Genomic DNA, 12,088 nt, shown 5'->3' with positions numbered 1-12,088 from the left:
ATATAATCAGAAAGGGGGGAGACAAATGGCGGGAGAACGAAAGCCTTTGCCGATTGAATTTTACCAAAGACCGTCAGTAGAGCTTGCTCCTTTATTGCTCGGCTGTCTCTTAGTAAAAGAGACGGATGAGGGAACGGCTTCAGCCTTTATCGTGGAAACGGAAGCTTATATGGGAGCGGATGACCGGGCGGCGCACAGCTTCGGCAACCGGCGCACGAAACGGACGGAAATTATGTTCCACGAGGCGGGCCGCATTTATACATACGTCATGCACACCCATACATTAATGAACGTCGTCGCCGCTGACATCGGCATTCCGCAGGCCGTGTTAATCAGGGCGGCAGAGCCCCATGAAGGTCAGTTCCTGATGGAGCGCAGGAGACCGGACAGACCCCCGAGAGAGTGGACAAATGGCCCGGGGAAGCTGACGAAGGCGATGGGCATTTCAATGAACGACTACGGCGGCATGATCACGGAACAGCCGCTGTATATTACGGAAGGCTTTACACCGGAGCATATATCAACAGGCCCGAGAATCGGGATTGACAACAGCGGAGAAGCTCGGGATTATCCGTGGCGCTATTGGGTGACGGGGAACCGGTATGTCTCACGCTGACCATGTTTACAGCCGCTGATAACAGGGGAAAGACAAGGTAAAAGAAAGGGGATTCAAACATTGAAAAAATTTTTCAAAACAATTATCAAATGGGCGCCCGTCATCTATCCGATCATCAGAAAAATCGTAAAAGAACGGAAGTCATCTAAGCGAAACCGCATGTCCGCTTCCCGAACAGCCGGCTGATCCGGCTGTTTTTTTACGGGCTTTGCCTCAGGCTGCTGCATTGACTTGAAAACCTCCCCATTATAGAATTTACATACATTTACCCCTTTTTCATCCTTTTTGCCTATTTTTTACGTCTGCATCTGATCTGATAGGAGGTTTTTCTCATGCTTCATGGGCGGCTTCGTGAACTTCTGCGCTTGCTTTTAGCTGCTGAAACACCGGTTACAAGCTCAGTCATCGCTGCAAAAGTAAAGGTAACGACGCGGACGGTCCGCAATGACATAAAGGAACTGCAAACCATTGTCGAAAAACACGGCGCTTCCATTCAATCTGTCAGAGGGAGCGGCTATAAGCTGCTGATCCGGGATGAGCAGCCGTTTAAAAACTGGCTTCAGGACAATTTCCAGCAGAACAGCGCCGTGCCGATTTTTCCCGAAGAACGGATAAATTATCTGATGAAAAGACTGCTTCTGACCGACGGCTACCTCAAGCTGGATGACTTGGCAGAAGAATTGTTCATCAGTAAATCCACACTTCAATCCGATCTGAAAGAAGTAAAAAAACGGCTCCGCCCCTATGACATCATTTTGGAAACAAGGCCGAACTACGGCTTTAAACTGCGCGGCGAAGAGCTCCGTCTCCGTTATTGTATGGCGGAATACTTAGTGGACGACCGCGAGCCTGAGCCTGATCTCCTGAGTGAGAAGGCCGGTATTCTGCCGAAAGACGACATTCAAGTGATCCGATCAGCCATTATGAAGCAGGTTCGAAACCATAAGATCCCGCTTTCTTTCTTCGGCCTGAACAATCTCATCATCCATATCGCCATTGCCTGCAAACGAATCCGGACAGAAAACTATGTATCTCTCATTCCGGAGGATCTTCATGATATTAAGCTTGAAACAGAATATCAGTCAGCGGAAGCCATCGTCAAAGAGCTTGAATCGGCGCTATCCGTCACCTTTCCCGAACAGGAAACCGCCTATATCGCCATTCACCTGCTCGGGACAAAACGCATGACCCAGTCACAAATGGAAGGAAAAGAGCTTACAAGGCTGATAGACGGGGAGACCAGCCGTTTGACAGAGGCGATGATTGAAGCCATTGAGCGGGAGCTGAAGCTCGGAATCACGGACGACAATGAGCTGAAAGCAGGTCTTGCGCTCCATATCAAGCCGGCGATTAACCGAAACCGGTACGGAATGAACCTGAGAAACCCGATGCTTTCCGCCATAAAGGAAAATTACCCGCTAGCATTTGAAGCGGGAGTGATTGCGGGAATCGTGATTAAGGAGCAAACCGGCATTGATATTCATGAAAATGAGATCGGGTATTTGGCGCTTCATTTCGGGGCCGCCATCGAAAGGAGAAAGACAGAACGGCCGCCTAAGCGCTGCTTGATTGTCTGTGCGTCCGGCGCCGGCAGCGCGCAGCTTTTAAGAGAAAAGCTGCGTTCACGGTTCGCAAAGCGCCTTGAAATCGTCGGCACAGCTGATTACTGCAGCCTTGACCAGCTTTCTTTTGAGTCGATTGATTTTGTGGTCAGCACAGTGCCGATCAAAAAAGACCTGCCCGTTCCCGTATTAAAGGTTCATACACTGTTGGGCGGCGGGGATTTTACAAAAATCGACGCCATGCTGGAAGAAAAGCGGGAACAATTGAACTTTCTGAAACCGGAGCTGGTATTTTTGCAGCAGGATCTGGAGACGAAGGAGGACGTCATCCGTTTTCTCGGACATCAGGTTGCAAAAGCCGGCCTCGCTTCTGATACTCTGACCGATTCTATTTTTGAAAGGGAAGCAATTTCTCCTACGAGTTTCGGCAATCTCACGGCGATTCCGCATCCGCTCGTTCCGCAGACAGACACGACGTTTTGGGCGGTGTGCACGCTGAAGAAACCGATTGACTGGGCGGATAAGCGTGTCCAATTTGTCTGCCTGCTTTGCGTCGAGAAAGAGAGCAAAGCCGACCTCCAGCATATGTACAAATGGCTAGGGGGCATGTTAGATGATCCGGCTGCGGTGAGCCGTCTCTTAAAATGCACAGCCTATCACGAGGTTTTACAAGTATTCAGAGACAAACGATCAGAGAAAGACCGGGATACACCTTTTTTCCGTTAGCAGCGGAAAAAGCCTGAGTAGTTCTGAAAGCGATTTCATAATATGATGGTACTAACACCGAGACATACAAAATATCAAACTTTCAGGAGGTCTTTTACATGAATATATTACTCGTTTGTGCAGCAGGGATGTCAACAAGCTTACTCGTCACCAAGATGGAAAAAAGCGCGCAGGAACAAGGAAAAGAATATAAAATCTGGGCTGTGTCAGGCGATTCAGTCAACCAGCATATAGATAAAGCGGACGTATTGCTGCTTGGGCCTCAAGTCCGTTATTTGCTTCCGCAGCTGAAAAAATTGGGTGAATCAAAAGGAGTGCCGGTTGAAGTCATTAATACCGTCCATTACGGCACATGCAACGGAGCGGAGGTTCTGAAATCAGCAGAACAGCTCGGAAACGCATCGTAGAAAGGGGCGGGCCGTGTGAATAAGGTGAATCAGTTTTTAGAAGAGAAAGTCATGCCCATTGCCGGGAAAATTGCTTCCCAGCGGCATCTGCAAGCATTACGTGACGGGATCATCCTCACCATGCCGCTTATCATCATCGGTTCGTTTTTTCTGATCATCGGCAACCTGCCGATTCCGGGATACGCGGATTTCATGGCAAAGACGTTCGGAAGCGCGTGGTCTCAAAAACTGCAATATCCGGTTGATGCGACCTTTGAAATCATGGGCCTTGTCGCCGCTTTTGGAATCGCCTACCGTCTGGCCGAAAAATACGGGGTGGACGCTTTATCGGCCGGTGCGATATCTCTGGCGGCGTTTCTCTTGGCAACGCCGTACAAAGTTCCGTTTCTGCCGTCCGGCGCAAAAGAGGAAATCATGGTCGGCGGCGGCATTCCGCTTTCTCTCATGGGAAGCAAAGGGCTGTTTGTCGCAATGATCATCGCCATGCTGTCGACGGAAATCTACCGCTTGATCATCCAGCGGAATTTCGTCTTCAAAATGCCGGACGGCGTGCCTCCGGCGGTCAGCAAATCGTTTGTCGCTTTAATTCCCGGTTTTGCCGTCGTCTTTCTCATCTGGGGTGCGCGTTTAATCGTCGAAGCGACGCCGTTTGAAAGCCTTCATAATATTGTAAGCGTTGTACTGGGGACGCCGCTCTCGATTCTTGGCGGAAGTCTCGGCGGAAGCCTGATAGCTGAAGCGGTTCAAATGCTCTTGTGGGCGTGCGGATTACACGGGGCGAACATTGTCGGCGGCGTCATGGCGCCGATCTGGTTCGGAGCGATGGATGCCAACCGGATTGCATTTCAGGCGGGCGATGCGCTGCCGAATATTTTCACCCAGCAGTTCTTTGAAATCTGGATCAACATCGGCGGAAGCGGCGCGACACTGGCGCTCGTGGTCACCATGTTTCTCCGCGCGCGAAGCAAGCAGATGAAGCAGCTTGGGAAACTCGCCATCGGGCCGGCCGTCTTTAATATTAATGAGCCGATTATTTTCGGAATGCCGATCGTCATGAACCCGATGCTTCTCATCCCGTTCATCATCACACCGCTTGTCACACTGACTCTTACCTATATCGGCATGAGCACAGGCCTCGTCGCCAAACCTGCCGGCATTGCCGTCCCGTGGACGATGCCGCCGATTTTCTCCGGCTATCTGGCCACAGGCGGAAAAATATCAGGGGCTGTCATGCAGGCGATTAATATCATCGCAGCCTTTATCGTGTACTATCCGTTCTTCAGAATGTGGGATTCGCAAAAGCTGAAAGAAGAAAACGAACTTGAACAATCGCAGGCGCCAGCCGTACAGGGAGACGAAAAAGCCGTGCTTTAGAGAAAGGGAGTGAAAGACATGAATGAGAAAATGGAACAGACCATTTTTCAGATCATCCTGCATGGCGGCAATGGCAGAAGCGCATCAATGGAGGCCATTGCCGCCGCAAAGCGGGGAGACAGAGCCCTGGCGGAAGAAAAGCTTCAGGAAGCCGCAAGGGAACTGACTGAAGCCCATCATTATCAGACCGAACTGATCCAAAATGAAGCCGGCGGAGAAAAAACAGACATGACGCTTTTGATGGTACATGCGCAAGACCATTTAATGAATGCCATGACCGTGAAAGACTTGGCCGCAGAGTTAGTCGAGATTTATGAAAAAGTGAGTCTGCAAGGGGGAGCAAAAATATGACAAAAGGAATTAAAATTGTAACGATCGGCGGAGGTTCAAGCTATACACCGGAGCTTGTGGAAGGCATCATTAAGCGCTATGATGAACTGCCTGTCAGAGAATTATGGCTCGTCGACATTCCTGAAGGCGAGAAAAAGCTCAATATCGTCGGCACGCTTGCAAAACGCATGGTCGAAAAAGCGGGGGTTCCGATAGAGGTTCACCTGACGCTTGACCGGAGAGAAGCCTTGAAGGATGCGGATTTCGTAACAACTCAATTCCGCGTCGGTCTTCTTGAGGCCCGCGCCAAAGATGAACGGATTCCGTTAAAATACGGCGTAATCGGGCAGGAGACAAACGGTCCGGGCGGTTTATTCAAAGGGCTGCGCACCATTCCGGTTATTCTGGAAATCGCAAAAGACATCGAAGAGCTTTGTCCGAATGCATGGCTCGTGAATTTCACAAACCCTGCCGGCATGGTTACCGAGGCCTTGCTCCGCTACTCGAATCTTACAAAAGTCGTCGGCCTCTGCAATGTGCCGATCGGCATTAAAATGGGCGTCGCAAAAGCATTGGATGTCGATGTCAGCCGGATCGAGGTGCAATTTGCCGGGCTGAATCACATGGTCTTCGGATTAGATGTTTTCTTAGACGGCGTCAGCGTGAAGGATAAAGTCATCGAAGCCATGGGAGACCCGGAAAACGCCATGACGATGAAGAACATTTCCGGAGCGGAATGGGAGCCTGAATTCCTGAAAGCGCTCGATCTGATTCCTTGCGGCTACCACCGCTATTATTTCAAAACGAAAGAAATGCTCGAGCATGAAATAGAAGCGTCACAGACGGAGGGCACACGCGCCGAAGTCGTGCAGAAGGTTGAGAAAGAACTGTTCGAACTGTATAAAGATCCGGATCTCGCCATCAAACCGCCGCAGCTTGAGAAACGGGGCGGAGCGTACTACAGTGACGCGGCCTGCAACCTGATCAGCTCCATCTATAACGACAAACATGATATCCAGCCCGTCAATACGATAAACAACAGCGCGATCGCCAGCATCCCGAATGACTCAGCAGTCGAAGTGAACTGTGTCATAACGAAAGACGGACCGAAACCGATCGCCGTCGGTGATCTGCCGGTATCCGTCCGCGGGCTCGTCCAGCAAATCAAATCATTTGAACGCGTGGCCGCTGAAGCAGCCGTCACGGGAGATTATCAAACGGCGCTCCTTGCGATGACAATCAATCCTCTCGTCCCGTCAGACTCCGTGGCAAAGGCCATTTTGGATGAAATGCTTGAAGCGCACAAGGAACACCTGCCTCATTTCTTTAAGTCAATTGAAGCATAAAAGCACCAAAAAAACCCGGAAGCGATTCCGGGTTTTTTGTTTATTTTGATTCGCTTAATGAGGCGACTTCCGTCGTCCAGCCGAACACGTCGGCTTCTGCGCCTTTTTGAATGCCTGTAATGGTATCATACAGTTTCTTCGAGATCTCTCCGGTTTCACCGCTGCCGATGACAAGACTTTCATCATTCCAGATCAGTTCGCCGACCGGAGAAATGACCGCCGCCGTACCGGTTCCGAACGTTTCTTCCAATCGGCCGTCACGATGCGCCTGAATGACTTCATCGATCGAAATTTTCCGCTCAGACACAGTCAATCCCCAATGTTTGAGCAGGGTGATGACGGAATTTCTCGTAATTCCTTCAAGAATGCTTCCGTTCAGCTCGGGCGTCACAATTTCGCCGCTGATTTTGAAAAAGATGTTCATGCTGCCGACTTCTTCGATGTATTTTTTCTCAATGCCGTCAAGCCATAGCACCTGGGAAAAGCCCTTCTCCTCCGCAACCTGCTGCGCCTTCAGGCTTGAAGCGTAGTTGCCGGCCGTTTTCGCGTTTCCCGTACCGCCTTTGACAGCGCGCACGAACTCGTTTTCCACGGCGATTTTCACCGGTTTAATGCCTTCTTTGTAATAAGAGCCGACCGGCGACAGAATGATAAATAGCTTGTACGTATGGGATGCCGCTACACCGAGGAAAGGCTCGGTCGCAATGATAAACGGACGGATATAAAGGGAAGTGCCTTCCGCTTTCGGAATCCAGTCTTTGTCGATGGCTACGAGCTGTTTCAGGCCTTCAAGAACAAGCTCTTCATCAATGAGCGGGATGCAAAGACGGTCATTTGACTGATTCAGGCGCTCCATATTTTTCTCCGGTCTGAACAGAAGCACCTCCTGATCCTTCGTTACATACGCTTTAAGCCCTTCAAAAACGGTTTGGCCGTAATGATAAACCATAGCCGCAGGATCCATTGAGAAGGGCTGATAAGGGATAATTCTCGGATCGTACCAGCCTTGATCCGCATCGTAATCCATAACAAACATATGGTCGGTGAAAATTCGGCCGAACGCAAGGTTATGGGGGTCCGGTTTAGGTTTTTTGGCTGAAGTCAATTCAACACGAATGTCTTGTTTCATAATGTTCTGTCTCCCTATTGGTGTTATTGTCAAACTTATTTGAAAATAATTTATATTCTATTGTATACCTTCAACAAATATTCGCAATAGTTTTCCTCAAATTTGTGAAAAAATCAAATCACACAAAAAGCAGGGGAAAGAATCCCCCCTGCGTGTTCGTTTTTTCTGTATTCGGTCATCACCGTGCTCAGTGAACCGTCACTTTGCCGGTTTTGTAAAACTGCTCCATCGCTTTATCGACGTACACCCAGCCCTTCCAGGCGATATGGATGGTGTCTTTCATAAAGTACGGATCATATTCGTGCCCGGATAAGTCGGCAACCTGAAAGCCCTTCGCTTTAATTTGCTTTGTGACTTTTTTGTAGTAATCAGTCCGGCCTTTTTTCGGGAAATCAGTGTAGTCGTAAAACTTCCCATTTACGGGAATGACGACGAACATCGGCTTAGCCCCGGCATCCTTCAGAATAGTGAGCATATCTTCAAAATCGCTGAACTCCAGTGACTTTTTATAAGCATATGTTCTGCCTTTGTTCGAACCTTTAGCTTTAGGAACTTTCTTCTTAATCGTTTTATATACAGAGTCGTCTATAAAAAACGGGTTAGAACGGGAGTGATCCTTACCATACTGCGCAGCCAGTTTTTCAAGCTGAGACCAGGATTTTCCCTTTAGATTGTTATTAATGAAACGCTTTGGTCCTTGCGGCTCTTCTATGGAATAATAAAGGTCCTTTTTTTCTAAAATATTATAATAAAGCTTTGCAGCCGGTGTTAAGGCGTTGAATTTCCAAGTCTGGCCTTTGACAGATGCTTTATACAGTTCAGACAGGACTGCATCGTTCTGGACAACTTTGTAGTGCAGCATGCGCTTCATCATCTGCTTTTTCAGTTTTGGCTCAATGTCTTGATTAAAAGCCAAGTCAAGTGCTTGCAAAGATGAGAAGTTGGGAGCAAAATGCTGCTCATTTGAACCATGTTTTGTAAACCATTGCGGTGATATAATAAATACCATTTTTTTGCCTTTGAGCTGGTCAGCGTGGGCGGCAAAATTAATGGCATGAATTAAAGATTGTGAACCGCCTTTACCGACAAGATAAGGCGTAAAGCCTTGGTTGTTCACTTGAAAATAGTTGGATGGGTGAAACTCATCTAATCTTGAAAGCTCGGAAGAACCGAAAATCGGCAGATACTTCGAGTCTTCGAACATTTTGTTTTGCAGATAGAGCCCTTGGAACATATTCGGGTTTAAGGCCGCTGCCGACTCTTCGACACGTTTTTCAGGAATGAAGCGCGTAAGCCATGATGCCGGAACTGCGATAGCTCCGACAAACAGGACAAACGCTAAAATAATTGGTCCAAAGAAACGCTTTTTCATTTACTTCAACTCAGTCAGTTTGTTTACAATGTTGTTTGGCGTATTCCACTCGTCACGGTCAAACTCAGTGATCGGCACTGTAATGCCGAAGCGGTTTTCAATGGCAACAAGCAGCTCTACAGTTCCGAAAGAATCAAGCAGTCCTTCTTCAAAGATTTCAATATCAGGATTTTCTTTCACAGCGTCCTCCTGACAAACTTCAGCTAATACGTCTAATACTTCCTGTTTAAATTCCATGTGTTTTCAATCTCCTTTAGTGATGAAATGGTTTTCCTGAGAAAATATAAAATCCGAAACATACGAAATGGAATGTGATGACGATGGCTAAAAACGCCGTAAAACGATTGGCGGGCAGCCACTTGTATTTCTTATTCCATTTCTCAAAAAAGTTATACCCCGTCATTAACACGGCATGGTACAGGCCGTACACAATATATTGCAGGGCGAGCCCGTGCCAGACGCCCATCAGCATGAACAGCAGGAAATACCCGATGTTCGAGACGGCCATCCGGTTCTTTATCCATTTTTTCTTTGTCATCCAGAAAACAAAGCGCATAAATACGTAGTCTCTGAACCAAAAGGATAAGGACATGTGCCAGCGGTTCCAGAAGTCTTTAATGTTTCTGCTGATAAACGGCTTATTAAAGTTTTCCGGAGATTTGATACCCATAATGTAGCTGACACCGACGGCAAACATCGTGTAGCCCGCAAAGTCGAAAAACAGGTACAAGCTGTATCCGTACATGTACAGCACATTGCTCCACAGTTTGCTGTGGGTGATATGAGACAGATTCATAATGAAATACGTGTTAATCGCATATCCGATAATGAATTTGTACAAGAAACCGATAAAAATTTTATGAATGCCGGTATACAGTAAATCAGCATATTCTCCCTTTGTCCATACTTTCTGTTCGTCCTTGGCAAATCTGCGGTATCTGTCGATCGGACCGGAAGAAATGGTCGGGAAAAACATAATAAAGTACAAGAGGCGGTGAAGCGGCATTTTTTCTTTAATCAGCCCGTCTCTCGTTTCCATGATCAGCTGGACGCCTTTAAATGTCAAATAAGAAATTCCTAAGAAACTGATCAGGTTATGAACCGGATGATGAGGCACCGGCGGAAAGAAAAACGGCCATAATTTAGATAAAAACAGGGGTAAAATGGACGCGATCACGGCCATGCTGAAGACAAAGCCGCTGTTGGCTTTCAGTCTGTAAGCGAGATACCCCCTGATTAACAGCACCTGCCACAGCGTAAAGATACATAATGCAATGACGCCGTGCAGATCATGCGAGAAAATCAAAGCCAATACGATGATGGATATAAACATGTTGTATCCTTGGAATCTCTTGCCGTTCAGCCCTAAAATAATCGTCGGCAAGAGAAGGATTCCAAGTAAGATAAAGAAGAAAAACGAGCTGTAAGGCGTCATACAAGAACCTCTTCGCCAATGCGTTTACGGTCGATTTTTCCGTTCGCAGTCATTTGAATGTGATCCTGATAAATGAATTTTCTCGGAATCATGTAAGCCGGAAGCGAAGCGGCCAGTTCTTTCTTAATAGCGCTTGTCAGCTGGAATTCTTTTTCGAAATCATGTTTTTCAGGCACGATGGCGGCAATTAGATATTCGACAGGTCCGTTAGGCTGATACGGGATGACAACCGCTGAGCGTACATATTGAGACTGCCTTACATGCACTTCGATTTCCTCAAGCTCCATTCGGTAGCCGTGAAGCTTTATCTGGAAATCCAGGCGTCCTTGGCAGAAAATCTGACCTTCTTGAGCATAACCGGCATCACCCGTATGATATGCCCACTGTCCGTCAACAGAGAAAAACGCTTTTTCCGTCAGAGACGGCTCGCCGAGATACCCTTTGCTTACGCTCGGGCCGGCAATGATGATTTCCCCTTTTTCTCCGTCCGGAAGCCTATTCCCGTTTTCATCCATGATGAAGATATTCATATCGGGTTTTGCAAATCCGACGGGCAGAGATTCATTTTCATCGATGACCTGCTGCGTAATTTCCACGGAGGTGACGGCAACCGTTGTTTCGGTCGGGCCGTATGTATTGAATACGCGGGCCTTCGGAAAACGGTTTAACAGTTCCTGTGCCACGGCAGCCGGAAGCGCTTCTCCGCAAAACATAAATACTTCTGCGTCAGGCAGGAGTTCCTGCGTAAAGCCGGGATCCATCAGACACATTTGGACGAAAGACGGCGTCGATGTCCAGACGTTCAATTTGGATTTCTCCAGCTCTTCAAATAGTACTTTCGGTTTATTGATTTTGTCTTTCGTTACACAGTGCAGCGTACCTCCCGTTTGAAGCGACGGGAAAATGTCCATGACAGATAAATCAAAAGAAAACGGAGCCTGGTTTAAGAATGTCTTGCCTTCGCCCACAGGAAAATCCCTGCAGATCCAGTCTGTGAAGCTTTGCAGGTTATCAGCTGATATCTGCACGCCCTTCGGATTTCCCGTGCTGCCGGACGTGTAAATAATGTAAAACGTGTCCTGTTCTTTTACCCAGTTCTCACGGCTGAGGTCTGCATCTCCGTCAGCTGCAAGCTCTTCGGGTGTAACGGTTTTAATCAGATTGCTCCCCGTATCGACTGCATCGCCCGATACGCTGATGAGCAGCTCTGCACCTGAGCTTTCAATGATTTTGACGATCCGCTCTGCCGGAATGGACACATCGACAGGGATGTAAGGGCGGCCCGCTTTGACGCTTCCTAAGAAAGAAACGATCATATTCGGCTCCATATGTCCGTAAACCAGGACAGGTGTTTTCGAACCGTCAGCCGTATGTTGTTGAATGCCGGACGCAACCCGCTCCGACAAATCCCATAATTCCCCGTAAGTGAGGGAATGATCTAAGGAACGAAACGCTTCTGCCTGAGGCTTGGCGTCTGCATATGTTTTTATAGCATCAAGTAGTTTCATAGTTATCCTCCCCGATTAGAAATCGTTGTAAATATAAGTGCCGGTATTGGCTGTATGAAATCCATACATCCAAAAGAGCAATACTAATATCAGAAAATAAAAGCCCGTATGAAACGTCCATTTAACCAATGTATTTTCATAAGCACGTTTTAATTTTTGCATCATGTTAAAATTCCTTCCCCGCGTATTCAATAATTACACCAGTATATGACGATTAGATTAACAAAAAGTTTCAAAATATGTCTAATATCCTAAGCTTAAAATTTCCTTAAAAATGAATGAG

Annotated in this window: 13 protein-coding genes; 7 read left to right on the top strand and 6 right to left on the bottom strand. The window is 47.6% G+C overall.

Translation table 11 applies throughout. The features are described 5' to 3' along the window. Positions 1–25: 25 nt before the first annotated feature. From AADZ70_RS13930 to licH, 7 genes are all read left to right on the top strand, one after another. Positions 26–616, top strand: coding sequence for a DNA-3-methyladenine glycosylase (locus AADZ70_RS13930; RefSeq protein WP_047476042.1), 591 nt, complete (start codon positions 26–28; stop codon positions 614–616). A gap of 60 nt (positions 617–676) precedes the next feature. Beyond that, positions 677–802 carry a hypothetical protein gene (locus AADZ70_RS13925; RefSeq protein ID WP_265586273.1) on the top strand — a complete coding sequence of 42 codons (126 nt, stop codon included), beginning with the start codon at positions 677–679 and terminating at the stop codon, positions 800–802. A 146-nt stretch (positions 803–948) separates the two neighbouring features. Then, entirely contained in the window at positions 949–2,904 is a 1,956-nt protein-coding gene (gene licR / locus AADZ70_RS13920) for a transcriptional regulator LicR (protein WP_064779134.1), read from the top strand. Between the two features lie 98 nt (positions 2,905–3,002). Next, on the top strand, positions 3,003–3,311 hold the full coding sequence (gene licB / locus AADZ70_RS13915; protein ID WP_003150863.1) for a PTS lichenan transporter subunit IIB: 309 nt from the start codon (positions 3,003–3,005) through the stop codon (positions 3,309–3,311). Between the two features lie 15 nt (positions 3,312–3,326). Then, positions 3,327–4,685 carry a PTS lichenan transporter subunit IIC gene (gene licC, locus AADZ70_RS13910; RefSeq protein ID WP_095241146.1) on the top strand — a complete coding sequence of 453 codons (1,359 nt, stop codon included), beginning with the start codon at positions 3,327–3,329 and terminating at the stop codon, positions 4,683–4,685. An 18-nt stretch (positions 4,686–4,703) separates the two neighbouring features. Continuing rightward, positions 4,704–5,036, top strand: a complete 333-nt coding sequence (gene licA, locus AADZ70_RS13905) for a PTS lichenan transporter subunit IIA (protein ID WP_016937491.1) — start codon at positions 4,704–4,706, stop codon at positions 5,034–5,036. After that, positions 5,033–6,361: a 6-phospho-beta-glucosidase LicH gene (gene licH, locus AADZ70_RS13900; protein ID WP_016937492.1), complete on the top strand. Its 1,329-nt coding sequence runs from the start codon at positions 5,033–5,035 to the stop codon at positions 6,359–6,361. The genes licA and licH overlap by 4 nt, the downstream gene beginning before the upstream one ends. 40 nt (positions 6,362–6,401) lie before the next feature. Here licH and AADZ70_RS13895 read toward each other — a convergent pair whose 3' ends face one another. The 6 genes from AADZ70_RS13895 to AADZ70_RS13870 all read right to left on the bottom strand — a co-directional run bounded on the left by AADZ70_RS13895 (position 6,402) and on the right by AADZ70_RS13870 (position 11,970). Beyond that, entirely contained in the window at positions 6,402–7,493 is a 1,092-nt protein-coding gene (locus AADZ70_RS13895; protein ID WP_029575286.1) for a branched-chain amino acid aminotransferase, read from the bottom strand. 184 nt (positions 7,494–7,677) lie between these two features. Continuing rightward, on the bottom strand, positions 7,678–8,862 hold the full coding sequence (gene dltD / locus AADZ70_RS13890) for a D-alanyl-lipoteichoic acid biosynthesis protein DltD (protein WP_342007206.1): 1,185 nt from the start codon (positions 8,860–8,862) through the stop codon (positions 7,678–7,680). Further along, positions 8,863–9,099: a D-alanine--poly(phosphoribitol) ligase subunit 2 gene (gene dltC, locus AADZ70_RS13885; protein WP_003150875.1), complete on the bottom strand. Its 237-nt coding sequence runs from the start codon at positions 9,097–9,099 to the stop codon at positions 8,863–8,865. A gap of 16 nt (positions 9,100–9,115) precedes the next feature. Beyond that, entirely contained in the window at positions 9,116–10,297 is a 1,182-nt protein-coding gene (gene dltB, locus AADZ70_RS13880; protein ID WP_016937495.1) for a D-alanyl-lipoteichoic acid biosynthesis protein DltB, read from the bottom strand. Continuing rightward, positions 10,294–11,805 (bottom strand): D-alanine--poly(phosphoribitol) ligase subunit DltA, encoded by a 1,512-nt coding sequence (gene dltA, locus AADZ70_RS13875; RefSeq protein ID WP_342007205.1) that lies wholly within the window; start codon positions 11,803–11,805, stop codon positions 10,294–10,296. Before dltA ends, dltB begins: the two co-directional genes overlap by 4 nt. Positions 11,806–11,820: 15 nt before the next feature. Continuing rightward, positions 11,821–11,970, bottom strand: coding sequence for a teichoic acid D-Ala incorporation-associated protein DltX (locus AADZ70_RS13870; RefSeq protein ID WP_013354059.1), 150 nt, complete (start codon positions 11,968–11,970; stop codon positions 11,821–11,823). Positions 11,971–12,088 lie beyond the last annotated feature (118 nt).

The sequence above is a fragment of the Bacillus sp. YBsi01 genome, from assembly GCF_038406745.1.
Taxonomy (GTDB): Bacteria; Bacillota; Bacilli; order Bacillales; family Bacillaceae; genus Bacillus; species Bacillus siamensis.
This window is presented reverse-complemented; position numbering and strand designations above follow the sequence as displayed.